Here is a 26,107-nt window from a genome sequence, read left to right as displayed (position 1 = left end):
CCCTGGGCCGCCCTGTTGCTAGGCGGTCCGGGCGATGTCGGCAGGGGCGGCGTCGGCGTAGAGCTTTTCGATCTGGTCCTTATAACGGGCCTCGACGTGGCGACGTCGCAGTTTGAGCGTGGGAGTCAGAGTGCCGTTTTCAATACTGAGTTCCTCGGGGATCACGAGAACCTTTTTCAGGCGCTCGTATTTGGCGAGGTTATGGTTGACCTTCTCGACGATGCCTTCGTAGAGCGATTGGACACGGGGGTCGGAGACAAGTTCGGCGCGGTTATGGAAGGCGATGGCGCTTTCCTTGGCCCAATCCTCGAGAGCAGCGAAAGCGGGGGCGATGACGACGGCAGGGAAGCGGCGACGGTCTCCGATGATGGCCGCTTCGGCGATGAAGCGGTTGGACTTGAGCGAGTTCTCGATGGGCTGCGGGGCGATGAACTTGCCGCCGGAGGTTTTGATCAGATCCTTCTTGCGGTCTGTGATGGAGAGGAAGCCGTCGGGATCGAGGTGGCCGATGTCTCCGGTTTTGAACCAGTCGCCTTCGAAGGCGGCAACGGATTCTTCGGGCATGTTCCAGTAGCCTTTGAACACGCTGGGGCCGCGCACGAGCAGTTCGCCGTCGTCGGCGATACGGACCTCGATGTTGGAAAGAGGTCGGCCAACGGTGCCGATGCGGTGGGCACGAGGCGAATTGACGGCGATGACTGGCGAAGTTTCGGTGAGGCCGTAGCCTTCGTGGATGAGGATGCCGAGGTGGGCGTACCACTCGGCGAGTTCACGGCCAAGCGGAGCACCGCCGGAGATGAAGATGCGTACCTTTCCGCCCATGGCTTCGCGAACCTTGGAAAACATGATGCGGTTGGCAAGCTTCCAGTTAATGGACGACGGGATCTTGCAGGAAAGAATGGTCTGGACGTTGGCGCGGCCGACGGACATGGCCCAGCGATAGACTGTCTTCTTGAATCCCATGGCGACGCTGCGCTGCACCTGGTTGTGAATCTTTTCGTAAACGCGCGGGACGGCGACGAAGATGGTGGGGTGCAGTTGACGGATGATGCGCGGAAGATCGTCGAAATTTGGACAGTAGGCGATGGTGACTCCGCGATACAGCACAGCGAAGTCAACATGGCGCGCAGTAATGTGCGAGAGCGGCAGGAAGCTGACGGCAAGGTCGGAGTTCATCCTGAAATCGAATTCCTGCAGCGAAACCGAAATGTTGGAGGCGATGTTGCCGTGGGAGAGCATCGCTCCCTTGGGGACGCCGGTGGTGCCGCTGGTGTAGATGAGGGTGGCGAGATCTTCGGGACGAATGGAGCGGGCAAGAGCGTCGAGTTCGGGGACGCGCTGGCGAGGGCCGGATTCCATGGTGGCGGACATGGAAAGCGCTCCGGATTCCGGAGTCGGATCATCCATCAAAAAGACGGTATCAATGCTGGTTTCCGCCTGAATGGAACGCAGCTTGGCCAATTGAGCTTCGGTGGAGACGAAAGCGGTTCGGGCGCCGGAGTGGTGCAAGAGAAAGGCGATCTGTTCGCCGGTGAGCGTAGCGTAGATGGGAACGGTGACGGCACCCAGCAGCAGAATGGCAAAGTCGGCGATGGCCCACTCGGGACGGTTCTCCGACAGGATGGCGACGCGGTCGCCAGGGCCGATGCCGTGATTGCGCAGAGCCTGGAGAACGCCCATCACACGCTGATAGAGCTCAGCGGAGGAGATGGGGTGCCATGCGGAGTCGCGCTCGTACAGCATGACTCGCGGCTGATCGCGGTCCACGATCTCGAAGAAGATATCGGCCAGAGTGCTTGGTGTCGGTTGAGCGGTCATCGCGGTCCCCTTCGGAAGCTCACGGCTACGAGGAGCTTACGTTTTGCATGCCAAGTAAGATGATGTCTGCAACGGAATCGGCTACTTCGGACAATTGATAAAAGTGGTCATCAAGCACCCAGGACGTGACCATCTCGTCGAGGGCTCCAAAAAAGCAATTGGCGGCGATTTTCTCGCGCAGGTTAGGGCGAAAGACGCCTTGAAGTTGGCCTTCGCGAATGACCTCGCGGACGAGGCCGAGGTATTCCACCATGTGCTGGTGAGAGAAGGGCTCGAGGAAACGGGCACTCTGCCGTAGCTCCATCTGGAATACGACGGCGAGATCACGATTGGAGCCTAGCGCCTCAAGATGCAGCCGGGCGAGGCGTCGAAGCTTCGCGGCGGGCGAGGGAATGGCTTCAAGTTCGGTTCGAGCGCGGCTCATGAAAGCATCAAATGCGGTATTGATGGCCGTCATGAGCAACTCTTCTTTATTACGGAAATAGAGATAAATGGTGCCGTCGGCTACCGACGCGCGCTCGGCGACGTCGGATACGCGAGCAGTGTGGAATCCCTTTTCGGCAAAGACTGAGACGGCAGCGTCGAGGATGCGCTGGTATTTGTCGCCTACGATGCGGGGCCTGTCAGCGAGTTTAAGTTGCGGTCGCTTCGGAGCTTTCATGGCTGTTTTCTTTGATGCTGAAACAGCGCGGAAAAGGGTATCACGATTTGTTCACCAACCGTAAGCACTGTTCTGTTACGAAGATAGATTCCGTAAAAAGAGAACAGGGGGAGGGCGCCCGAGAGGACGGTTCGGGTAACCCGAGCAGAGACGTGCTCATCCAAGAAAAATCGCGTAGATTTCGGTTTCGAAAGGAAGGATTGAGAGTACCTGGATCGCGCGTTGCCCAACTGGAGGAACCGGCTGGGCTTTTTGCTGGAACGGCTCGTCAGAAGCCGATCAACGGCGGGAAAGGAAACACTGTTCAGACATGGCATCGCGCTCAGATCCTACCTGGTACAAAGACGCAATCATCTACGAAACCCACGTTAGAGCCTTCTACGATAGCGTGACCGACGGAATTGGCGATTTCGGCGGATTGACGCAAAAGCTGGACTACCTGGAAGACCTCGGAGTGACGGCACTGTGGCTGCTACCGTTCTGCCCCTCGCCGCTGCGCGACGATGGCTATGACATTTCAAACTACAACGACGTTAATCCCTCGTACGGAACGCTGCGTGACTTTCACCGCTTTCTGAAGGAAGCGCATAGGCGTGGGCTGAGGGTCATCACCGAACTGGTGTTGAACCATACCAGCGATCAGCATGAGTGGTTCCAGCGCTCGCGACGGGCGCCAAAAGGCAGCCGCTGGCGAAACTTCTATGTGTGGAGCGACACGCCGGAGAAGTACGCGGAAGCCCGAATCATCTTCAAGGATTTCGAAGCGTCGAACTGGACGTGGGATCCGGTTGCGAAGTCGTATTACTGGCACCGGTTCTACTCGCACCAGCCGGACTTGAACTGGGACAATCCAGAAGTAAAACAGGCGATGCTTGCGGCAATGGACTTCTGGTTTGACATGGGAGTGGATGGGCTGCGGCTGGACGCAGTGCCGTATCTTTTTGAACGCGAAGGCACCAGTTGCGAGAACCTGCCGGAGACGCATGCGGCGCTACGCGAGGTGCGGGCGCATGTGGAAGAACGCTATCACGACAAGATGCTCCTGGCAGAGGCGAACCAGTGGCCGGAGGATTCGGTGGAGTATTTCGGGAAGGGAGATGAATGCCACATGGCATTCAACTTCCCGGTGATGCCACGGATGTTCATGTCGCTGCAGATGGAAGATCGGCATCCGCTGACGGACATTATGAAGCTGACGCCCGCGATTCCTCCGAATTGCCAGTGGGCGCTGTTCTTGCGCAATCATGATGAGTTGACGCTGGAGATGGTGACGGACGAAGAACGCGACTATATGTACCGGACGTACGCGCACGACCGTCAGATGAGAATTAATCTCGGGATTCGGCGCAGGCTTGCTCCGCTGCTTGAGAATGATCGGCGAAAGATTGAGCTGATGAATGCACTGCTGTTTTCGCTGCCGGGGACACCGATCCTGTACTACGGGGACGAGATCGGGATGGGTGACAACGTTTACCTGGGCGACCGCAATGGCGTGCGTACGCCAATGCAGTGGAGCGCGGATCGCAACGCAGGATTTTCGAGGGCGAACCCGCAGCGGCTGTACCTTCCGGTGAACATCGACCCCGAGTATCACTACGAAGCGGTGAACGTGGAGACGCAGCAGCGGAATCCACATTCGTTGCTGTGGTGGATGAAGCGATCGATTGCGCAGAGAAAGCAGTTCAAGGCATTTGGAAGAGGTTTGCTGGAGTTCTTATATCCGGCAAACCGCAAGGTGCTGGCTTTCTTCCGGCAGTATGAGGATGAGCGCATCCTGGTGGTGGCGAACCTGTCGCGATTCAGCCAGGGGGTGGAACTGGACCTGAGCAAGTATCACGGCTCGACGCTGATGGAAATTTTTGGAGTGAGCCGATTCCCGGCAATTGGGGACCAGCCGTACTTTCTATCGCTGGCGCCGTACTCGTTCTACTGGTTCAAGATGGTGCCGAAGGAGGTCGGCGACGAACTCGTTTCGGAGGGAGACGGAAAGGTTGCGACGTTGCTGCTGGACTCTCATGCGGATGTGTGGGACGAAGCGACGCTGGAGAGGATGTCTCGCATTTTGCCAAGGCTGTTGCGCAAACGACGGTGGTTTCTGGGACGCCATAAAACGATCACGCAGGTTGCGGTGGAAGAGGTGATTCCGCTGCGCAGAACCGATGTCGTGATCATGGTGATCAAGGTGGAGTATCGCGACGGTGAGGACGAAAGATATGTCGCGCCGATTGCGATGGCCAGAGGAGAGCAGGCGGAAAAGATTCTGCACGATCATCCAGACGCGATCCTTGCACGGCTGGAGTTTGCCGATCAGAGTTGGAGCCTGCTGTACAGTGCGCTGCTGGAAAGAAGTTTCAGCGACGCTTTGCTGACGGCGGTGCTGAAGCGCAGCAAGTTCAAGGGAATGCATGGAGAGTTGGTGGCGGGGCATACGAAGGCATTCCGAGAAGCGTGGTCGCTGGTGCGATCGAACCGCGAACCGCAGGTGCTTAAGCAGGACTCGCACAATACGTTCGTCAATCTGGGTGAAGACTTTGTGCTGAAACTGTATCGCTCGGTGGAGTCGGGGGTGAACCCGGATCGCGAAGTTGAAGAGTTCCTTACAGACAAGACCAGCTTCTCACATATGCCAAGAGCATTGGGGTGGATTGATTACTGCGTGCGCGCGGACGATGAAGAACAGCGGACGACATTGGGGTTGTTGACCAGCTACGTACGGAACGCAACGCTCGGATGGCAGTATGCGATCGATCACTTGAGCTTGTACTTCGAACGCGCATTGGCGCTGAATGGCGAAGACTCACGAGTTAAGGAACTGGTGGACGATAGTCCACTTACGCTGCAGCAACACAAGATGTCGCCGCTGGCGGCGGAGCTACTGGGAAGCTTCGACAACATGGTGCACCTGCTGGGTATTCGCACGGCAGAAATGCATGCCGCATTGTGCAGCCATCCGGAGGTGCAGGACTTTGCTCCGGAGCCATTCACGGATTTCTATCGGCATGGGCTGTATCACGGAATGCTCGGGCTAATGGGACGCTCACTTGAAGGATTGAGAACGAGGCTGAGTTCACTTCCGGAAGATGTACGTGCGGGAGCGGAACAGCTGATAGCGAGCGAGACGGAGATCCGCAACGGATTACTGCCGCTACGCGATCAACGCATTTCGGGCGCGAGGATTCGCATTCACGGGGACTATCAGCTCGGGAACCTGATGTTCACGGGCAACGACGTGATCATTCGAAATTTCGACGGGCCAGCGGGAAGACCGCTGAGCGAGCGACGCATCAAGCGTTCGGCATTACGCGACGTGGCAAGCATGATTCGATCGCTGCATTACGCGGCTCACGCAGTGTCGTTTGGGTATGTGCCGGGCATTGTGAAAGGACGCGACCAGGAGGAGCGAATCGATCGATGGGCAGAGCACTGGCACCGCTGGGTTTCAGGGATGTTCCTGCAAGGTTATCTGCAGACGTCGCAGGACGCGGAATTCCTGCCTAGGACGGATATAGAAAAGCAGATACTGCTGAGGGCTCACCTGATCGAGAAAGCACTGCTGGAGATTTCATTTGAGCTGGAGTACAGGCCAGACTGGGTTGGAATTCCGGTGCATGGATTGATAGCACTGCTCAAGTGGTAGAGCGGTGACCTGGTGACGAGGGCTTGCCATCGAGGCAGGCCCTTCTTTTGTGCCTGCAAAATGGAATGCTGCAAACAGCTTTTCGCAATGCTCAAGGTCCAGGCGAGATTTGCCGATAAGGCCCTCAGGATTGGTCTGGATGCTGCAGAGGAACTTTTTCGGAGCTTGAGCGATCGACGCTGGCGCATGGGGTCTCCTGTGTTTGAAGTGGCTTGCGATCGCAACTGGTCGACGAGTCGATGCGAGGAGTGGAACAAGAGATGAAGAATGCCATGAACAGGGAAGAGTAAACGATGTTCATCATCATTGGCATTGTCGTGGTGTTTGGGTCAATCGTAGGTGGGTATCTTCTAGAGCATGGCAACATCAAGGTTCTGTTGCAACCGGCGGAACTCCTGATCATTGGAGGCGCGGCGGTGGGGACGTTGCTGATTGCGAATCCGATGCATGTGCTGAAGAAGATTATTGCGGGAGTGTTGGGAACGCTGAAGGGCTCGCACTTCGATCAGGGGTTTTATCTGGAAACTTTGAAGATGTGCTACGAACTGCTGAATAAGGCGCGGAAGGAGGGACTGCTCGCAATTGAATCGGACATCGAAGAGCCAGATAAGAGCCAGGTGTTTACGAAATATCCGAAGTTTTTGAATGATCATCACACGCGGGATTTTGTTTGCGATACGCTGAGAATGGCGGTGACGGGCGGTATCGATCCATTTGACCTGGATCAGATGATGGACCTCGACATGGAGGTGACGCACAGGGAGCAGAGCGCGCCAATTTCGGCTCTGAGCACGATTGCGGACTCGTTGCCGGGCCTGGGAATCGTCGCGGCCGTGCTGGGAGTGGTGGTGACGATGGGAGCTCTGGGTGGGCCTCCGGAAGAAATTGGTCACAAGGTGGCTGCGGCGCTGGTCGGAACTTTCCTGGGTATTCTGCTGTGCTATGGGCTGGTGGGACCACTCTCGTCGAACATGGCAAAGATGGCTGACGAGGAGCACGCGTACGAGTACGTGCTGCGGGTCGTGCTGATTTCGTTTATCAAGGGCGCGGCGCCGATACAGGCTTTGGAATTTGGCAGGAGAGCGATCCCAGGCAATGTGAGGCCGAGCTTCAATGAGATGGAGAAATCGTGCAAGGGCGGCGGAGCGCCTGCGGCTGCTGCTGGAGCTTAAGACGTGCCGAACGGACCAATCATCATCAAGAAAGTCGCGAGGCATGGCGTCCACCATGGAGGAGCATGGAAGGTGGCTTACGCTGATTTCGTAACGGCGATGATGGCGCTGTTCATTGTGCTGTGGCTGATGAATTCGAACAAGCAGGTGCAGCAGGCTGTGGGAGGGTACTTCAAGGATCCTACGGCAGCGGCCAAGCAGGTCGGCAGTGCAATGGATGGCTCAGGGCAGAACCTTGAACTGAAGAAAGACGACATGAAAAAGATCAAGGAAGCGCTGGAGTCGCAGATCAAGTCATTGCCGGATTTCGAAAAACTGAAGAAGCACATCGATATTACGATTACCTCAGAAGGCTTGCGGATTGAAATGACGGAGGATGAGAAGGGGACGTTCTTCGAACTGGGAAGTGCTGTGCCGAGCGCGAGCGGGAGGGAGTTGCTGGTTATGCTGGCGGAAGAAGTCGGCAAACTGCCAAATCATGTGTCCGTCGAGGGGCATACGGATTCGCGGCCGTATTCGGGCGGGTTGAGCGGGTATAGCAATTGGGAACTCTCGGTCGATCGCGCCAATGCGGCGCGGAAGATCATGCAAAGCTCGGGGCTCGCGGCTCAACAGGTTTCGCAGGTGCGCGGATTCGCCGACCAGAGACCACGGCTGAAAGACAATCCCGAAGACGCTTCAAACCGCAGGATTTCGCTGATTGTGGAGTATCTAAAAAAGCCGGGACCGGAGAACGTTGACAGTGCACAGGAGACGGCTCAGGGAACTGCGCCAGAGAAGCCCGAGGCAGGCAGGAAAGCCGGAGAGTAACGAATCGGAATTAGAAAGAACAAGGCCCTGATTTCTCAGAGCCTTGTTCCAATTTGCAATGAAGTCAGATCTAAAACGGAATGTCGTCGTCGGTGATTTCGGTGCCGCGAGAAGGTGCGGTGTCGAAGTCGCTGGAGCCGCTCTGGTCGAAATCGTTGCTGCGCGATGCGCCACGGTATCCACCGCCGCTATCGTCGCTGCCGCGCCCGCCGCCTAGCAGAACGAGATCGCTGGCTACAACTTCGGTCGTATAACGCTTCTGGCCTTGTTTATCTTCCCAGGATCGGGTTTGCAGGCGGCCCTCGATATAAACGGTGCGGCCCTTCTTCAGATATTCGCCAGCGATCTCAGCGAGGCGCGCCCAGAGTACGACGTTGTGCCATTCTGTCTTGTCCTGCCATTCGCCGGACTTGTCCTTGAAGCGTTCGTTTGTGGCGATGGTCATGCTGGCGACTGCGGTGCCGCTGCTGGTGTGTTTGACTTCCGGATCCTTGCCAAGGTTCCCTACGAGAATCACCTTGTTTACGCTCTTAGCCATGATTGCCTCTTCTCTCTCTCTGTCTGTCGGATGCCATTTCCCTTTGGCGATAACGCCAATATTGTTTGAGCAAGAATTCTCTCAGGAATCTATCGCATCCGACTTTCCCTTCCCTAGAATTCCATTCTTCGTTCCGTAAGTATAAAGCCTCCCCGGCGGATCGGCAGGAGGACATTTCTGCGCCACGCACAGTCAAGCGTAACCTCCTCTGATTGTACTGAGTTGCAGCGATTCTGCTGTGATTTCAGAAATGAATGGAGCTGGGCTGTCGGGAGGGTGGCAGGGAAATACATCAGCGAACCGGGCCAAGTGTGCGCTCGGACGCGGTTCGCTGCAGGTTCCTTATAGCAGAGGAGAATTCTTAGGGGGCGAGCACGGGATCGCTGTTCACAATTTGTGGCTCGTAAGAGAACACCTCACGGCTGGACGGGTCGACGTTGACCTTGAGCCAATTCACGTCGCCGAGATTGGGTTGGTGGTCGCCGAAGGTTTCGACGCGCGTGAAGTTGGTCACGCGTTTGCCCGTGCTGTCCAACAGCGGCTTGTCAATGCGGAAGTAGTGCGAGTCGCCGTGCACATAGGCAACGGGCTTGGCGAACGCGATCACCTGGGCGCGAAGCGCGACTAAAAAGTCATGGAATCCGTCGGTGAGCTTTTGCGCATCGTCTTCGACGAGGGTGTTGGCGTTTCGCGTCGGTGCACGGGTGGCGTCCGTATCATCAAAGCCGGGATCTGCCTGCGTAATGAACATCACGGCTACACAATTCTGCTCGACGGCCCTGGCAAATGTGTCCTTCATCCATTGGATGTCCGCCGCGTTGCGGACAGCGTATTCCACAGGATCCGGGTAGTCGTCGCATAGATTGTTGCAGGAGCCCTGAATGTTGATCGTTGCGTACATCACCCTTCCAACAATCCAGCGGCGGTTTTCGACACAAGGAACGTCGGTATAGGTGGCAGTCTGCGTTTTGGTGACGTCGCTAGAAGGGCCTAGATTGCCATTGGTGCTTCCGAAGCCCTTGCACAGCGGTGTTGCCTGAACCTCTTGGAGGAAATGGGTTTGGCCTAGTGTGTAGGGCGTGTTGAAGAATAATGCGCGCTCGGCATCGAGCTCCTGGAGAGAGTTCCTTCCGTCTATGCCGAGGCTCTTGCGATCGCAATCGGTCCAGTCGTTGTCGCCTGGTGTGAAGATGGCGGGAGCATGGAGGCTATCGAAGTATGAGAGACCCCGGGCATAAATGCTGCCATCGGCACAGTTCGGCGACCCACTGCCTTGGCGCAGATCACCGTCATGGGCGGTGAAGGCGAGATCTTGCGAGTTCATGTCGCCAATCAGCTTCGGGATAACAGCGGCCTGTTCGGCGGAATAAGGCAGGTCACCCCAGAGACCGATTGCGTAGCGGCGGTTGCTCTGCTGGTTAACCCCATATGGGTATTCCTTGTTCTTGCCAGTGGCGTTGCTGATCCCATTCTCTGCGTTGAGCGCGCTGATGGCCGTTGAGCGCGCTGATGGCCAAGGTGATAAACGCAAGTACGACAGCTGACATGACGAACTTGCGGAATGGTTGGAGCACAGTCGAAAGCTGACCCATTTGTTACCTCCACGGTGAAAATCACGGTTCAGAGCTATTGGCAATAGGAGTAAAACTCAGCGGATATCGCTGCAACGCTAACTCATCGAAGACACGGACACGATTTATCGGCGGCAACTCTAGATTTGATGTTGTGGTTTGTTAAGGCCAGGTAAAAAGCTCAAACAGATTTGATAACGTTCAGCCAGAAGATTGAGGCAGGTGTTTCGGGAAGATGGGCTATGACAAGATTGCGGGGAAACGGGTGATCAAATCGGCGCGAAGGTATGGTTTCAGAGTCGCAGCCTCATGCTTTCGTCTCGTGCGCGTCGATTTCATAGCGGCGACGATGGTGTGTGAATGTTGTCCCTTCGGCGGGAAGAAATACCCAGAGGCATGTGCCCGAATTGCCGTCATGGCGAGAGCTCCAGGCGCGCATTGTGCCGCCGACTCGGTTCACGATGCCCTTGCAGACCCACAGCCCAAGACCTGTTCCTTTGTCCCCTTTAGTGGTGAAGAAAGGCTCAAAGATTCGCGCACGGTGTTGAGGGTCAATACCCCTGCCGTTGTCGGCGACGGAGATGCAATACCCGCAACGATTATGAAGTTCGCAAAGCCAAGGTGGGGCCGAGTACAAGTGAACGGTGATCTGTCCGCCGACGGGTGTAGCGTCGAGAGCATTGAGCACCAGGTTGGTTATGACTTGAACGATTTCGCCTTTGAAGCCTACAAATGGCGCGTCTGTCTCGGTGCGAAGGTTAACAACGGTTCCTTGTTTTTCAGCCTGTGGACGATAGAACTCCAATACGTCTTTGAGCACAGCACTGAGCTTGAACTCTGTAGGCCGATTGCTATCGCGATGGAACTTGAGCATCTGGGTGGCAATGCGACTAAGTCCCTTTACCTGATCTTGCAGCATGGAGGCATATTTCTGCGCCTCGGGGGAGGTCTGCAGCGGAGCAAGCAAGTACATCAGGTTTGTGATTGCAGCTAGTGGGTTGTTGATCTCATGGGCCATGGTCGCGGCGAGTCTCGCGGTTGCAGATAACTTCTCGCTGTCAAGAAGCGCCCGTTGCGCGCGCAGCAGATCTTTTTCTACCTGCTTGCGTTCTGCAACCTCCTCTCTCAGCAGTTCGGTGGAATTGCGCAGTTCGGCGGTGCGTTCCTGAACCTTGAATTCCAGTTTCTGGTTGAGTGCCTCGGCTTGGTCTTTTGCGATCTGAAGATCTTCCAACAGGTCACGATTCTCGAACTGCAATCGGAGCGATGAAAGGATTGTGTGATAAATCCTCCGCGTGGTGATGATGGTGGCAATTGTGAACACGCCTGTCAGCAATCCCATGGCAACGTGTGTCTCATCGCCTTGCAGGATGAGACGCAAAGTGGGACCGAGGCCCGCAGGAATCAAAAATGTCAGGAATGCCTCAGGCCTGGACGCAAGCAGAGATGAGCCACCAAGCATCACTCCGCCTAGAACGAAAACAAGGAAGACCTGATGGCTGAGGTGCCCTCGCGGAAACAAGAGAACCGCTGCTCCACCCCATCCCACGCCCGCCGCAGTGCTGCCGACAGCAAACGCCGAAAGCCACACTGTATTGTTGATGTGGGTTGCAGAACGAATCAAATACCGTCGTACGAGTGCGTGCCTTGCCACCCATACCAAGATCATGTAAAGCCACCACGCGAGGATTGCGAAGTGCGGCACGACTGGCCACTGAAGCACACTCAGAATTGTCGCAGCAATGATTGAGGTTCCAGCCGCGAGATTTGAATTTGCATATAACAGTGCGATTTGCGCAGACAGGATGTCGCTTGTCCTGCTGCCAACTTGCTGGACCTCTGCCGATCGATTTGTCGACTCGCCCGGGGCCATGAATGTCACTCTCGCGTGAAGCTTACGATGTCATGCGCAAGGAGCTTAGCCTATTTGTGACATCTCGATATCGTCAGAACAACTGAGAACATCTCGGACAACTCTGACCAATTCGTCAGGCGTGAAAGGTTTCTCCAGAACCGTGGCGTCATTGTTCATCGCACTCTCATCCGCATACCCCGTTACGTAAAGCACCTTCATTCGGGACCGCTGTTGTCGCAGACGGCTTGCTACCTCGCGCCCCTGCATTCCTGGCATGATCATGTCGGTAATTAGGAGGTGTATTGTTCGCGAATACGAGGAAGCGAGCTCAAGAGCTGACATGCCGTTTTCTGCTTCGATGATCTTGTAGCCTTGCGCCTCCAGCAGTTGCTTAGTCAATCTGCGAACACTCTCGTCATCCTCAACGAGCAGGATCGTTTCGGATTCTGTGTTCTGAGATCGTACCTCGGCAGGTTGCTCGACTGCGGCCGCGGAATTGTGAGTCGCCGGGAAATAGATCTTGAACGTAGTGCCTGCCCCGATTTCGCTATCTACTGAAATGTGCCCATTGCTCTGCCGCACGATTCTTGAGACTGTCGCCAGGCCAATCCCCGTCCCTCTTCCGGGATCTTTCGTGGTAAAGAAAGGTTCGAAGATTCTCGCCTGAGTCTTCATATCCATGCCTTGACCGCTATCGGCCACTGTCATTACGGCATATGTTCCCGGGGAGACGTCGACGCCTATCGCGCGGTCTTCCGCGATGTCCACGCGATCGGTGGAGATGCTCAGCGTTCCTCCTTTCGGCATCGCGTCGCGCGCGTTTACCGCGAGGTTCATGATGATCTGCTCAATTTCGCCCGCATCAGCCGTAACGCAAGGCACATCACGCCCAGGATTGATCCGCAGTTCCACATCCTCGCCGATTAGACGTCGCAACATTTCACCTATTCCCGCGATAATGTCATTCAAGTCGCGAGGTTGCGGTTGCACTACCTGTTTTCGGCTGAAGGCCAGCAACTGTCGAGTGAGTAAGGTGGCTTTTTCAGCGGCTTTGCGAATCTCAGTAATGCTCTGACTCGATTCAGGAGTGATGGCGCTCTGCAGCAAGTAGGCATGGCCGATGATTACATTCAGAATATTGTTAAAGTCATGCGCCACTCCTCCTGCCAGTCTCCCCACTGCTTCCATCTTCTGCGACTGCCGTAGTTGTTCTTCACCCCTCTTGCGATTAGTGATGTCCTGAGATGTTCCGAGCACTGTACGCACCCTGCCCTCTGTGTCGCGAAGCGGAATGAAAGAAGACAGAAAAGCCCGGGGCTCGCCACGCACATCAGCAGTGGCAAATTCGAATTCACAAGATTCTCCGACAAAAGCACGATCCAGCAACGCTGCCACCCTGGGGCGGTCTTCAACAGAAACCAGGTTCAGAGCAGACATCCCACACACGTCCCTTGCCTCTGACCCGCCGAGCAATTTCAGACCGGCAGGATTGATGCTTATCAATCTTCTCTGCAGATCAATCTCATGAATGCAAAGCGGAGCGTTGTCCACCAGCACCCGGTACCGCTCTTCGCTGCAGCGCAAACGGTCCACCGCCCGCTTGTGACGGATTGCCCACCCAAGTTGGGCAGCAACCGTCGCGATGAGCACCGTCATTTCGTCATCCTGATCGCGTTTCTCAGGAAGAAAGAACTCAAGCACGGCTACTACTTCACCTTCAACAAGCGCTGGAACTCCGAGTGCCGTTTTGACGCCAGCGGTCCTGCTGACGGCGAATCGAGGGAAACTCGTCTCTTGACTCAGATCGGTGATCCAGAGAGGGGACCGAAGAGACCAGACACGACCGGGGAGTCCCTTTCCAGGCTGAAAAGTGATGCCAGCACTGGTATTTATGAATTCCTCGAATTTGCCGTTCTCCTTGTTGACCCAGAGCGCATGACGCTCAAGCACAGTTCCTGCCTCGTTAGGGAGCCACGCCTGAGCCAGGCTCCACCCGGTCTCCTCGCATACAAGACGCAGCATCGCTGTGCACGCGGATGAAACATCGTGAGCAAACCCAATCTCGATGAGTGCAGCCTGCAAAAGGCCCATCTCTTCTCTGTTTACGTGGATAGGTAACCGGTTTGCCATATCTTGGTGATGCATCAACGCGTTCCCCGATTCAGGCGGGATCAATTGGAGGCTTGAAGAGTGAGAACTATTCAGGCGCCGCACAACTCGTACTAATAGCGGGTTGTTGCACAAACATGCAGGTCTAAGATGCAATATCCGTCAGCCGAATTGGCTGAGCACTTCACATTGGTTGCAATCCAGAGTGCCTGCGCCGAGCAGCAGTTTCGAATTTGGCAATCGAAAAGGATGGCTGGAGTGCGTCCTGCCGTAGCGGTTGGAGCGTGTATACCGTGGGTGGCCGCTCAGTTGGCCCGGTCGGAAGAGGGGCTCGGCACGGAGGTACGGCGCACGGAAGGTGCTCTGTGGAGGACTCGCAGCATGATGACTCCGCCCAGGAAAATGAGGGCTGAGATGGCAGCCAGAGCGTAGATTTGGCCATAGTTGTGCCGCTCGAATTCTTCGAGTGCTACGGTGAGCAGCCAAAGCTGAATTCCCATAAGCAAAATGCCGATGGCCAGCGCGGCTCCGACTAGGCTGCTTTCACCGGGCGGAGGCGAAACTTGCCTGCGAGCTTCTCGTCCCGAAGAATTGTTGCGACGAGTAAGTCCACTCACTGTTCGACTCCGATTGCGTAGAGACGCGTGCCGTCGGACTGGAGTTTGACCTTGGGCAATGGACGAACGGGTGGCCCCGCTACGGGTTGACCAGTCGTAGGATCAAACACGCCTTCATGGCAGGGACAGTAAAGCCGGTTTCGATCTTTCTGGTAATAGACAGAACAGGAAAGGTGTGTGCAGGTTTGGCTATAGGCAACAAACCGCCCATCATTGAGATGCAGAAGCACAGCTTGGTCCTGTGGGCCGGGATAATGGAAGTACACCGCTTCGCCCTGTGGCACTTCTGCAATGGAGGCGATTGCCTGCTGGCTGGTTTCTGGGGACCGATGAAGACGTCCAAGTAGGGCGAGCAGGGCAGTGCCAAAGAACAGAGTGCCGGAGGTGTAAACGGCAAACTTCAGCAGCTCTCTACGGGACACAAGTTCATCGGAGTCCCAATGGTAAGGAAACTGCGACGGCCATTGTGCTTGTTGTGTGCTGTCATGCTCTGGTTGCTGCTGCTCGACTGGTTTCATGTTGTCTAGACTACCCACGGCTCTTCCTCCTCAGCACCTGCACCGGAAATTCGAACGCCCTCGGCCTCAGGCGTGACTTGCAGGTTCGTCGCTGGCGCTGGCAGAACGTGATAGACACGCGTGCGAACCTCCTGAGTTCCAAACTCTGTTCGACGAAGTGCTGTTCCGTTTCGTTCGTTCGCAAATTGCTCGTAGGTTCCATACCAGAGCGCATCCGTGGGACAGGCTTGCGCGCACCAGGGCTGTAGTCCCTGCGATGTGCGGTCGTAGCAGAGATTGCATTTCTTCATCAGCCTCGCAGATAGATCAATTTTTGGAACACCGAAGGGACATGCGTAAACACAGTTGCGACACGCGATGCAACGCGACGTGTCAGCTTGCTGCACGACTCCGTCTGGAGTTATGAGGATGGCCATGACGGGGCAGACCTGCGCGCACGGAGCGACGGGGTCTTCACAATGCATGCAGACCGTGGGTTGAGTTGCGACACTGAAGGCACGATCAATGAAGTCAACCATGACCATGCTTTCTCCTTTGTGAGAGTCGCATTCACGACACGCCGCTTCGCAGGCTCGACAGCCAATGCATCGCGACGGATCGACGAACAGAGTATCGATTGGCATTGTTGGCTAGAATTCCTTTCCCTGCTTCTCGGGCGGCGATTTGGTCTCCCCGACGGAATATGGAAACATCCTCGGAGCATTCTCTGCGGTGAAGTTCTCGGTGGCGTGCTGCGCAGTTGTCGGGATCGACGAGCCAATTGGTTCCACGGTAGCTGCGCACGCCTTGTATTCCGGTATCTTCACAGTCGGATCAACGGCGGGATTTGTAAGCTGGTTCACCGCCTGCTTGTGGCCGTAGTGGAAAGGGATGAACAACGTATCGGGCCGAATGGTGGGTGCTACGACCGCTTTGAGTTCCATGGATCCTCGCGGAGTTCGCACGCGAACACGGCTATCGTGCGCGATGCCTAGTTTTTCCGCTGCCTTGGGATGAATCTCCACCCACGGCTCGGGAGCTTGATCATTCAGGAAACCCAGGCGACGTGTCTGGTTTCCGCTGAGGTAGTGATAGACGACTCGACCGGTAGTGAGTCGGAAGGGAAACGCCTCGCTGGGTTCTTCGGCAGCGGGGCGGTACTCGATAGGATGGAATCGCGCTAAGCCATCCTTGTGCGCAAAGCGCTCAGCAAACAGTCGCGGAATCCCCGGATCGTCGTCGCTTTTGCATGGCCAGAAGACGCCGTTCTGCTGGTCGATTTTCTCCCAGGTGATGCCGGAGTAGTCGGCGACACCGCCTTTGGATGCGCGACGGATTTCATCAAAGATCTCGCGACTCGAGTTGTAATCGAAGAACTGGCCGCGCCCCATGCGGCGTGCCAACTCTGAAACGATCTCCCAATCGCGAAGCGCCTCGTCCGGAGGGGCGGCAGCGCGGTTGATCTTGACGACGCGACCCTCAAGGTTGGTGGTCGTTCCTTCATCCTCACACCACACAGAGCCGGGAAGAACAACGTCGGCGCGCTCAGCAGTCTCGGACAAGAAGAAGTCGATGACAATCAGGGGATCCAGGTTATCGAGTGCTTTTGCGACAACAGCATTGTCTGGGAGACTGACCATGAGATTCGAGCAAACAATGAGGCAACTCTTGATTTCGCCTGTGGCCATCAGCTTCACCATCTCGGTTGCGGCCGCGCCTTCGCCGGGGATTTCGGATTCGGGGATTCCCCAGATCTTCGCAATTTCCTCGCGTTCTGCGAGAACGTCAATGTGGCGATAGCCCGGCAGTTGGTTAGCCTTCTGTCCGTGCTCTCTTCCACCTTGGCCGTTGCCCTGGCCGGTGATCATCATCACGCCGCCGCCTACTTTTCCTACTTGTCCACGTGCCAGCGAGAGATTGATACATGCAAGGCAGTTGTCCACGCCGTGCGTGCTATGTTCGATTCCGCGGGCATGCATGACGATGGAGCGTGGCGCACGTCCGAATATCTCGGCTGCCGCTATGATTCGCTTTGCTGGGACGCCTGCGATTCGTTCGGCGACCTCAGGCGTGAACGGCTCGATCACCTGCTTTACTTTGTCCCAATCTCGGGTGCGGTTCGCGATGTACTCCTCATCGATGAGTCCTTCTGCGACGATGTGGCGAAGCATTGCATTCAGTATGGCAACATCTGTTCCGGGACGTAATGGCAACCAGAGGTCGGCGGTGCGAGCGGTCGGAGTTTCACGGGGATCCATGACGATGAGCTTTGCCCCATTGTCCCGGGCTCGCCAAAGCCATTGCATCATCACTGGGAAACACTCGGCAACATTGGAGCCGGCGACGAGAATGCAGTTGGTGAGTGCAATATCTGGCATCGGAATTGGTGAGCGATCGAGTCCGAACGCCTTCGCGTATGAGACTCCTGCTGAAGACATGCAGAGCCGCCCGTTGTAATCGATATGTCGTGTACCCAGGCCTACGCGGGCGAATTTCCCCATGAGATAGCACTTCTCATTCGTCATGGACGAGCCGCTGTAAACGGCAAGGCAGTCTTTTCCGTACTGCTCCTGCAGTTGCTTCCAACGTTGGACAATGTATTCGTACGCTTCATCCCAACTGGCGCGTTCAAGTTTGCCGCCTTTGCCGCCACGACGAATCATGGGGTGGCGAAGGCGATCTGGATGGTTCACCTGTTGATAAGCGACAACACCCTTTGGACACAATGCTCCGCGATTGTGAGGATAGTCTCGTGGCTCAACACCGGTGACCTGTCCATTGGCTACGCGAAGATACATGCCACACTGCACGCCGCAGAAACAGCAGTGAGTAGGTACCAGTGTTTCGGGAAGCTCATCGGACTTGGCCCAGCCACTCGGCGGTTTGCCTGTGGACTGAAAGTCGTAATTCGGTTCCCGTTGCGGATCAAAAGTATCTTTGTTGACCGTCATTGCTACACGAACTTTCTTCCGACTGAGTTGTAGTACGACTGACCACGCACGAGTCGCTTGCAGGTTGGGCAGAAGTCCTGAAGGACACTGTCATCCGCCAATTGATATCGCTGGCCGAGTTCGCCGAGAGTGGCCTTGAGGTCTTCGATAAATTGCTTCGAAGGAAGCTCTCTGCCGCACCTGCGACAACCGACCGTGTGCGCGTCATCTCTTTCGCTCTCCGCAAGGCCCTGATTCACAGTCTGGTACAAGGTCACGCCGACGCTGGCAGGGCGCTGAATGACGTGGAAGAACTTTCCGAACGGAATCGAAAGGAGCCACGCGACGACAATCACCTGATGTGTGAGCGAAATGAACCAGTAGTAGCGCCCTTGCCACCAAGTGGATGATGCAGTCAAAGCAAGTCCGGTGACAGCGATTGCGAACAGCAGAACGAGCGGCACGAGATCGAAGCCGAGGCGTTGTGTCGTTCGCAATCCGACATCCTCAAGACGGCGCTTGAGCGCGATGCCGAGACCAACCATGAGTATGATGGCGGTGATATCGAGACCGTGGAAGAGCATGAATCCGATAGGACCCTCTATGGCGAAGCGGAACATCGGGAAGCCGCACATCCAGAGCTGATATCGATCGGAGCCAACCAAGGTGAATCGCATCCAGCCAAACGTGAGCGGAAATGTAATGAAGCACGAGAGTACGACGCCCCAGGAGATACACATGTGCATCAGCCAGCGTTCAAAGCTCCGATGCAACAGGAAAGTCTGCCCGAAGATGTCGCGCCATGATGTGAGCGGCACGAGCAAAGTGTATCTACGAAAGTTTTGCCACGAGAAGAAGTTGAGCCAACCTGCGCGGAAATATCGCCAGGTGGGAGGACGTGTAATCCACACACAGTAGCGATACACGATGGCAGCGGTGGCAAAGATGGTGGCCACAGCGTAGCCAATTAGGGCAGGATCGAAGTCCCGGAATCCGCGCGAACCGAGATAGATCAGCGCGAGAAGCACGAGAGCCGATAAGATTGCGAACGCTGCTGGCCCCTTACTGCGCACACTTCACCCGTTGGCGTTGCATGTATCTCGGCTTTGATGTGCTGACTGGGCGCAGAGTGCACCGAGAGTTAAAATTCGCAGCCGATTTCCGGCGGCTGAAGGTGCAGCATCTAAAGTCCGCATGCCTGAGAGAACGTCTCCGTCTGTTCAGCTGACACTCGGCACGGGCGCCTTTGCATTGTGCTTTGCTGTATTTGGCACGATGTCGGCGATGATGCCAATCATCAGCAAGCAAATGCACTTAACGTCCGTACAGAAAAGCATTGCTGTGGCGATCCCGGTGCTGCTTGGAAGTTTGGGGCGCATTCCGCTTGGGATGCTGACAGACAGGTACGGGGGCCGCATCGTTTTTACAGTCGTGATGCTCGCCTCAGCGATTCCAGCGTTCCTGATGGGCGGCGTGAAGGATTACACGCATCTGCTCGCGTACGGTTTTCTTATCGGAATTGGGCTCGCAAGTTTTTCGGTTGGCGTTGCGTTTGTGAGCGGATGGTTTGCGGCAGAGAAGCAGGGCTCCGCGCTTGGGATCTATGGGGCGGGCAATATTGGCCAGTCTCTCGCAGCATTTGGAGCTCCTTTCATAGCGAAGGCTTACGGGGTGAAGTGGGGATTCTGGCTGTTTGGAATCCTGCTATGTGTGTGGATGGTGATTTTCTATGCGAGCGCACGTAACGCGCCAAGGCGCGCTGCTGCAAAGTCATTCTCTGAGATGTTGCGCCCATTGGGAGATGCCCGTAGCTGGATCTTGAGCCTGTACTACTTTTTGACGTTCGGCGGCTTCGTAGCAATGTCGATTTACCTGCCGATTTTCCTGACAGAAATGTACAAGCTGACCCCGCAGGATGCCGGATTCCGTACAGCAGGATTCGTTGTGCTTGCGACGGCCATGCGTCCGATTGGAGGCATTCTGTCCGACAGAGTCGGTGGTGCAACCGTATTGCGCTACGTGTTTCCGCTCACGGCTATTGCCGCGTTGCTGTTGGCAATTCCGAACATCATCTGGTTCACGTTGGGCGCACTGAGTATGGCTGCTGCAATCGGATTTGGCAATGGAGCCGTGTTCAAGCTTGTTCCCGAGTACTTTCCTAAATCCGTGGGAAGCGTAACAGGACTGGTGGGAGCGGCTGGCGGATTGGGAGGCTTCTTCCCGCCGCTTTTGCTGGGTGCAATTGAGCAACGTACCGGCACGTTCACGCTCGGGTTCGTGCTGCTCGCGGGCTTCTGCGTGATATGTCTGCTCGTGCTGATGTTTGGAGCTAGAGCGAGAGTCGTAAGAGCTGTTTAAAAGAGAAGCAGCCCGGGAAAATGCTCAGGGCTGCTTCCGTGAACGGGAATGCGTTAGTTAGTGATTTCGAAGTTGGCGTGCAGAGTGGCTTTGGAATCTTCGCCCGCCCATAGGTCGAAGTGTTCTGTTTCAACAACCCAACTCTTCGTTTCGGGACTCCAGAACTTCAGCTCGTCTTTGCCGAGCTTGAAAGTTATGGTCTTGTTCTCGCCGGGGGTAAGGGAGACACGCTGGAAACCCTTAAGCTGCCGGACCGGGCGCGAAGCTGATCCGGCGCGCTGGTGAAGATAGAGCTGTACGACTTCATCTCCAGCTACGTTGCCCTTGTTCCTGACGTCGACGGAAACCTGCAACGTTTCGCTGGTTTTGATGGAGGGCTTGCTCAGCTTGAGGTTGGCGAACTCAAAGCTGGTATAGCTGAGGCCGTAGCCGAAGGGATAGAGCGGAGCAGTGGATTCGTCCCAATAGAACGAGCGATATTGGGAAGCTGTCTCGGGTAATTGCGTGAGGTTCTTGGAATAGTGCATCGGGAGCTGGCCGACCGTGCGAGGCCAGGATACGGGCAGCTTGCCTGCGGGGTTTACATCGCCGAACAAGACATCGGCAATGGCGTTGCCGCCTTCGGTGCCGGGGAACCAGGCGTTGAGAATTGCGGGAACATGCTCGGAAGCCCAGGTGATATCGAGAGGACGTCCGGCGATAACCACGAGAACGACGGGCTTTCCGGTAGCAACAACAGCTTCGAGTAACTGTTGCTGGTTGCCGGGGAGAGACAAGCTGGCGCGGGATGCGGCCTCGCCACTCATGTACGGCTTCTCGCCGACGACGACAATGGCTAGGTCTGATCTCTGAGCGAGGGCAACAGCTTCGTCCTGCATCTTCTTGATGTCAGCATCCACGAGGCGCGGTTCTTCGGGCTTGCCATCGAAAAGCTCGAAGACCTGCTGGTACTTGCGCTGCATGTCTCCGCCCTTAGCGTATTCGATGTGAGCGCCTGGAAGCTTGGCCTTGAGGCCTTCGAGGACGGTAACACCGGGAGCGCAGCCGTTGACGGTCCAGGAGCCAAGCATGTCTTTGGCAGCGTTGGCCATGGGACCAACAACGGCGACGGAGCGGATGTCCTTCTTCAGAGGAAGAGTGTTGTTTGCGTTGCGCAGCAGTACCATCGACCGCTGGGCGGCATCACGGGTGGCTTTGCGGTGCTCGGGATCGTTAAGGATCGACTTCATGTTCGCAAGATCACCGTACGGGTGCTCGAAGAGACCCATTCGCACCTTGATGGCGAGGACATTGCGCACAGAGTCATCGATGACGGACATGGGGAGCTTGCCGCTTTGCACGAGCTTCTCGAGGTTTCGCAGATAGGTCTGCGAGCCCATGTCCATGTCCACGCCAGCGAGGAGACCGCGGTACGCGGCATCCTGATCGTCACGGGCATAGCCGTGGGCGACGAGGCTGAAGACGGCGAACGCATCACTGATGACGAATCCCTTGAAGCCCATGTCTTGACGAAGCACGTCGTGCAGCAGCCAGCGATTGCCGCTGGCAGGGACATCATTGAGATCCATGTACGCGCTCATCACGGTGCCTACGCCTGCATCGATGGCGGACTGGAAGGGAGGCAGATAGACGTTGCGGAACTGCATCTCGGGAATGTACACGCCGTCGTAGTCGCGACCACCTTCGGCAGCGCCATATCCGGCAAAGTGCTTTACGCTGGCGACGACATGGTTGGGAGAGCCGAGTTGCGGGCCTTGAAAGCCGAGCACCTGAGCACGCGCCATGGCGGCTCCGAGATATGGATCCTCTCCGGCACCCTCGATCATGCGGCCCCAGCGCGCATCAAGTGCGATATCGACCATGGGGCCGAAACTCCAGTTGACTCCGGCTGCCGCAGCCTCGCGGGCAGCAATGGACTGAGCTTTCTCGACCAGAGCCGGATCCCAGGAAGCGGCCATGCCGAGAGGATTAGGAAAGGTGTTGTTATAACCATGAATGACATCGTATCCGAAGAGAAGTGGAATCTTGAGACGACTTTCCTCGACGGCAACCTTTTGCAGCTTATGAATGTACGCTGAGTCCACTGTCCATAGGACTGAGCCGGCCTCCCCGGCGCGGATGTGGTCTTCTGGTTTGCCGAAATCACCACTGTCGCCGGCCCCTAGCTGTGTAAGTTGCCCGATCTTTTCGCGCAAGGTCAGCTGCTTAAGCAGTGCTTCTACGCGGGCGTTTACATCTTTGTCGCTGAGTGGGGTTGCAGGCTGTGACTGGGCCAGAAGTGAGGTAGAGATGTAAGAAAGAAGTAGGATGATGAGGTGTGTAGTACGTAACAAAGCAGTTGAACGAGGGTTCGCCATCGCAGCTCCAAGGCAAGGGATTGCGCGCAAAATTTGCGTCGATGATTACGTCCCCTGAATTAAATCACATCGAGAGCTGGATTCGAATGTTAAGAATGGTCATTTGGGGCGGGGCTGAAGGCATCTGCCTGAATGTAGAAGTGAGGCGAATCAATTCGAAGCAAGCACGTGAGCATCTAAATCAGTGTCGGCGACTAGTGCATGATCGCTTGATAATGTTTTGAAGAATTGCGAATGGAAAGGGATCAGCAAGATGAAGAAGACTCGGCGCGAATTCTTGGAGATTGCAACCGCAACAGTGGCAGCCGCGACGTTGGACCGGAGTGCCTGGGGTGCGGAAATAAAGAGTGGAATGCCGTATCGCACGCTAGGGCGAACGGGTGAGCGTGTTTCGCTTATCGGCATTGGCGGGTATCACCTCGGAAAGTCCGATCTACCTGTGCAGGAAAGCATACGAATTGTTCATCGCGCGCTGGATGAAGGGATCAACTTTTTCGACAACTGCTGGGATTACAACGGAGGAGAGAGCGAGATCAGATTAGGGCGCGCGCTTCATGAAAGCAGCTATCGAAGCAAAGCATTCCTGATGACGAAGATTGACGGACGCGATAAGACAACAGCGATGAATCAGCTGAATGAGTCGTTGAAGCGTCTGCAAACGGACCATATCGATCTACTGCAGTTTCACGAGGTGATTCGAGAGAATGATCCTGACCGGATATTTGCACCAGGTGGTGGCATGGAGGCTGTTGTCCAGGCACAAAAGGCCGGGAAGGTGCGGTACATCGGCTTTACGGGGCACAAGAGTCCAGATGTGCATTTGAAAATGTTATCGACGGCGGATGCTCACAAATTCGTGTTCGACGCGGTGCAGATGCCGCTGAACGTGATGGATCATCACTTCAACAGCTTCGAAGCGAAGGTGCTTCCAGTGTTGCGCCAGAAAGATATCGGCGTGCTTGGAATGAAATCGATGGGCGATAGCATGATTCTGCAGAGCAAGACTGTGACCCCGGTCGAGTGCCTGCACTATGCAATGAATCTTCCAACCAGCGTCGTTATCACGGGCTGCGACTCTATGGCGATTTTGCAGCAGGCTCTGGATGCCGCACGAGGATTCAAGCCCATGGCGGAGAAAGAGGTTGCGGCCCTGCTCGCCAAAACAGCGAAGGCCGCCCGCTCGGGAGAGTACGAGGCTTATAAGACAACGCACCACTTCGATGGCACCTATCAAAACCCGCAATGGTTGGGATAGTTGTAGTCACACCGCAGGAGTGACGTGCCGCTGGATTAGTTGGTCCGCAACTTCCCTCAGATCTGCACCTATGTACTGTGGTGTTGCAGCGAGCGGGAAGAGAACCTTTCCGGGGCGGGCGACAAATGCAGCAGACCAGCCTGCGTTCATTGCGCCCATCACATCCCACGCATGTGCGGCAACCAGACATGCATCGCTGTGCAGGACATTCAAACGCTGCGCGGCTCGCTCATACACGGTGCGATGAGGTTTGAAGCGCTTGACCTCTTCGACAGAAATACTCTGCTCGAAGAACTCGGAGAGTCCTGAATTCTTTAGTTGCGCCTGGATCATGGCAGGACTGGAATTCGTCAGAGCGGCCAATCTGAATCCAGCGCCTTGCAAGTCGGTCAGCGCTTTTCGCACCTCTGGATGCGGAGGCAAGGACTGCATTCCTTGGCTAACGCGCGCCTCGTCTTCGGAAGAGAGCTGGACGTTTCGTGACTTAGCAAGCATTTGCAAAGCGGCTTTGCCGAGCACGCCAAAATCTGAGTACTTCTCCACTACAGTTGTAATCAACGAATACTGAAGAACAAGACTGAACCATTCCTTCAATGCGGCGTCGTCACCGAAGAGTCTGACGAACTCGGGCTGCAGGCCCGCCAGGTTCAGCAAAGTCTCATTGACATCGAACACAAGTACCTTTGGCTTCATGTTGCTCACCCTTGTGCGATCTGGATGATTGCCGAAAGAACACGAGTTCCCATAGGCCGTCCGGTATTGAATGCTGCCTCGAGAGAATGTACAGATTGCCGTCGCTTGCCCGTACTTTGAAGAACGACTTGTCAGGGCCGTACCACTGATCGATCAGCTCTTCGATCAGGTATTCATGCGCGTCGAGGCGAAAGCGTATGGGGCGCTCGTCGGCTTTTCTTCCTTCGTAACACGACCCTTGCAGCTTCATCTCAGTTCCGTAACTGGATTAGGGATGTGAATCTCCGGTGAGCAGGATTACTTTTCCTACTCCGCCTTTCTCGGCTAGAACCTGTCCTTCGGCGGCTTTTTCGAGTGGCAACCGCCGACCGATCGGCAGCACAAACTTGCCATCGCGCAGGTCATCCGCAAACTCCCGCACCTTGGAGGGATCTGACTGCGCAAAGACGCGCTTGATTGTGACGCCTGGATTCAATGTCGAACTGTTGTCGGGGACGAAGGACGCATATCCAAACGAGCCGCCTTCTTTTACCTTGACGATAAGCTTGGTCGCAAGCTCTCCACCAACCGTGTCGGCGATGGCATCGAGTGGCTCGATGTTCTGGAGTGCATCGTCATCGTTGAGCGCCACAATCTCAGCCGCTCCCAGCGTGCGTGCATCGTCGAATTGCTCTTTGCGGACACCGGCAATTACTCGCGCACCCATCTTCTTGGCCGTGTGCACAGCCGCACGACCCACGCTGCCAACGGCGCCTGTAACGAGAATCGTTTGCCCGCTGCGGAGATTTGTTGCGCGGCGCACGAGTTGATCCCCGGTAAGGGAGATCAGCGGAATGGCGGCAGCATCCGTGAGGTCCAACCCATCTGGCAGATGAGTAACGGAGTCCTCAGGAACGGCGACCAACTCGGCATACGTTCGATTGGTGAACGCGAGAACGCGGTCTCCGGGTTTGAAACTTCTTACGCTGGAGCCGACAGCCCGAACGATACCGCTAACATCGCGACCAAGAATTGCCGGAAATGTAAGCGGAAAATCCTTTTGGCGCGCACCTGAGCGAACCTTCCAGTCGATTGGATTCACGCTTGCGGCGGAGGCCGCGATAAGAACGGTATCGCTCCTTACCTCCGGGTCGGGGAAATCAGTTTCATAGTGCAACTTTTCGGGACCGCCGTACTCGCGCAAGACAACAGCTTTCATTGCTTTCTCCCCAGTGCATCTCCAGATCGGC

19 protein-coding genes and 1 pseudogene are annotated in these 26,107 nt (G+C 55.9%); 5 read left to right on the top strand and 15 right to left on the bottom strand.

Annotation, left to right across the window (positions count from 1 at the left end):
* Nucleotides 1–18 precede the first annotated feature (18 nt).
* The gene (locus AC6IY8_RS06785; protein ID WP_497777993.1) at nucleotides 19–1,818 is read right to left on the bottom strand and encodes an AMP-dependent synthetase/ligase; all 1,800 of its coding nucleotides are present in this window, start codon (nucleotides 1,816–1,818) and stop codon (nucleotides 19–21) included.
* Nucleotides 1,819–1,843: 25 nt separating this feature from the next.
* Nucleotides 1,844–2,479, bottom strand: a complete 636-nt coding sequence (locus AC6IY8_RS06780) for a TetR/AcrR family transcriptional regulator (RefSeq protein WP_497777991.1) — start codon at nucleotides 2,477–2,479, stop codon at nucleotides 1,844–1,846.
* A gap of 310 nt (nucleotides 2,480–2,789) precedes the next feature.
* Here AC6IY8_RS06780 and treS point away from each other — a divergent pair, with 310 nt between their 5' ends.
* The 3 genes from treS (at nucleotide 2,790) to AC6IY8_RS06765 (ending at nucleotide 8,098) form a co-directional block, all read left to right on the top strand.
* Nucleotides 2,790–6,116, top strand: a complete 3,327-nt coding sequence (gene treS / locus AC6IY8_RS06775; protein WP_497777990.1) for a maltose alpha-D-glucosyltransferase — start codon at nucleotides 2,790–2,792, stop codon at nucleotides 6,114–6,116.
* A 293-nt stretch (nucleotides 6,117–6,409) separates the two neighbouring features.
* Complete coding sequence (gene motA / locus AC6IY8_RS06770) at nucleotides 6,410–7,288, top strand: flagellar motor stator protein MotA (RefSeq protein ID WP_497777989.1); 879 nt, start codon at nucleotides 6,410–6,412, stop codon at nucleotides 7,286–7,288.
* 3 nt (nucleotides 7,289–7,291) lie between these two features.
* Nucleotides 7,292–8,098, top strand: a complete 807-nt coding sequence (locus AC6IY8_RS06765; RefSeq protein ID WP_497777988.1) for a flagellar motor protein MotB — start codon at nucleotides 7,292–7,294, stop codon at nucleotides 8,096–8,098.
* 70 nt (nucleotides 8,099–8,168) lie between these two features.
* Here the strand turns inward: AC6IY8_RS06765 and AC6IY8_RS06760 are convergent, their stop codons facing one another.
* The 10 genes and pseudogenes from AC6IY8_RS06760 to AC6IY8_RS06715 all read right to left on the bottom strand — a co-directional run bounded on the left by AC6IY8_RS06760 (nucleotide 8,169) and on the right by AC6IY8_RS06715 (nucleotide 19,288).
* Nucleotides 8,169–8,636: a single-stranded DNA-binding protein gene (locus AC6IY8_RS06760; protein WP_497777987.1), complete on the bottom strand. Its 468-nt coding sequence runs from the start codon at nucleotides 8,634–8,636 to the stop codon at nucleotides 8,169–8,171.
* 361 nt (nucleotides 8,637–8,997) lie between these two features.
* Entirely contained in the window at nucleotides 8,998–10,167 is a 1,170-nt protein-coding gene (locus AC6IY8_RS06755) for a hypothetical protein (protein ID WP_497777985.1), read from the bottom strand.
* 347 nt (nucleotides 10,168–10,514) lie between these two features.
* A complete protein-coding gene (locus AC6IY8_RS06750; protein WP_497777984.1) occupies nucleotides 10,515–11,876 on the bottom strand; it encodes a sensor histidine kinase in 1,362 nt (453 codons plus the stop codon).
* Nucleotides 11,877–12,125: 249 nt separating this feature from the next.
* A complete protein-coding gene (locus AC6IY8_RS06745; protein ID WP_497777983.1) occupies nucleotides 12,126–14,153 on the bottom strand; it encodes an ATP-binding protein in 2,028 nt (675 codons plus the stop codon).
* 323 nt (nucleotides 14,154–14,476) lie between these two features.
* The gene (locus tag AC6IY8_RS06740; RefSeq protein WP_497777982.1) at nucleotides 14,477–14,788 is read right to left on the bottom strand and encodes a DUF6755 family protein; all 312 of its coding nucleotides are present in this window, start codon (nucleotides 14,786–14,788) and stop codon (nucleotides 14,477–14,479) included.
* A complete protein-coding gene (locus AC6IY8_RS06735; RefSeq protein ID WP_497777981.1) occupies nucleotides 14,785–15,324 on the bottom strand; it encodes a QcrA and Rieske domain-containing protein in 540 nt (179 codons plus the stop codon). Before AC6IY8_RS06735 ends, AC6IY8_RS06740 begins: the two co-directional genes overlap by 4 nt.
* The gene (locus tag AC6IY8_RS06730) at nucleotides 15,312–15,824 is read right to left on the bottom strand and encodes a 4Fe-4S dicluster domain-containing protein (RefSeq protein ID WP_497778607.1); all 513 of its coding nucleotides are present in this window, start codon (nucleotides 15,822–15,824) and stop codon (nucleotides 15,312–15,314) included. Before AC6IY8_RS06730 ends, AC6IY8_RS06735 begins: the two co-directional genes overlap by 13 nt.
* A gap of 36 nt (nucleotides 15,825–15,860) precedes the next feature.
* Nucleotides 15,861–15,929: pseudogene (locus tag AC6IY8_RS06725) on the bottom strand (4Fe-4S binding protein); the annotation flags it as partial.
* Between the two features lie 6 nt (nucleotides 15,930–15,935).
* Nucleotides 15,936–18,236: a molybdopterin oxidoreductase family protein gene (locus AC6IY8_RS06720; RefSeq protein ID WP_497777980.1), complete on the bottom strand. Its 2,301-nt coding sequence runs from the start codon at nucleotides 18,234–18,236 to the stop codon at nucleotides 15,936–15,938.
* 2 nt (nucleotides 18,237–18,238) lie between these two features.
* On the bottom strand, nucleotides 18,239–19,288 hold the full coding sequence (locus AC6IY8_RS06715) for a hypothetical protein (protein WP_497777979.1): 1,050 nt from the start codon (nucleotides 19,286–19,288) through the stop codon (nucleotides 18,239–18,241).
* A 121-nt stretch (nucleotides 19,289–19,409) separates the two neighbouring features.
* Here AC6IY8_RS06715 and AC6IY8_RS06710 point away from each other — a divergent pair, with 121 nt between their 5' ends.
* A complete protein-coding gene (locus tag AC6IY8_RS06710) occupies nucleotides 19,410–20,573 on the top strand; it encodes an MFS transporter (RefSeq protein WP_497777978.1) in 1,164 nt (387 codons plus the stop codon).
* Between the two features lie 53 nt (nucleotides 20,574–20,626).
* On the opposite strand, the gene bglX is transcribed toward AC6IY8_RS06710, so the two are convergent.
* Entirely contained in the window at nucleotides 20,627–22,930 is a 2,304-nt protein-coding gene (gene bglX, locus AC6IY8_RS06705) for a beta-glucosidase BglX (RefSeq protein ID WP_497777977.1), read from the bottom strand.
* Between the two features lie 253 nt (nucleotides 22,931–23,183).
* Here bglX and AC6IY8_RS06700 point away from each other — a divergent pair, with 253 nt between their 5' ends.
* Nucleotides 23,184–24,185, top strand: a complete 1,002-nt coding sequence (locus AC6IY8_RS06700) for an aldo/keto reductase (protein WP_497777975.1) — start codon at nucleotides 23,184–23,186, stop codon at nucleotides 24,183–24,185.
* 6 nt (nucleotides 24,186–24,191) lie between these two features.
* On the opposite strand, the gene AC6IY8_RS06695 is transcribed toward AC6IY8_RS06700, so the two are convergent.
* Together AC6IY8_RS06695 and AC6IY8_RS06690 are read right to left on the bottom strand one after the other, a co-directional pair.
* Nucleotides 24,192–24,878, bottom strand: coding sequence for a haloacid dehalogenase type II (locus AC6IY8_RS06695; protein ID WP_497777974.1), 687 nt, complete (start codon nucleotides 24,876–24,878; stop codon nucleotides 24,192–24,194).
* Nucleotides 24,879–25,146: 268 nt separating this feature from the next.
* The gene (locus tag AC6IY8_RS06690) at nucleotides 25,147–26,076 is read right to left on the bottom strand and encodes an NADP-dependent oxidoreductase (RefSeq protein WP_497777973.1); all 930 of its coding nucleotides are present in this window, start codon (nucleotides 26,074–26,076) and stop codon (nucleotides 25,147–25,149) included.
* Nucleotides 26,077–26,107 lie beyond the last annotated feature (31 nt).

It is taken from the genome of Koromonas soli (genome assembly GCF_059726265.1).
This window is presented reverse-complemented; position numbering and strand designations above follow the sequence as displayed.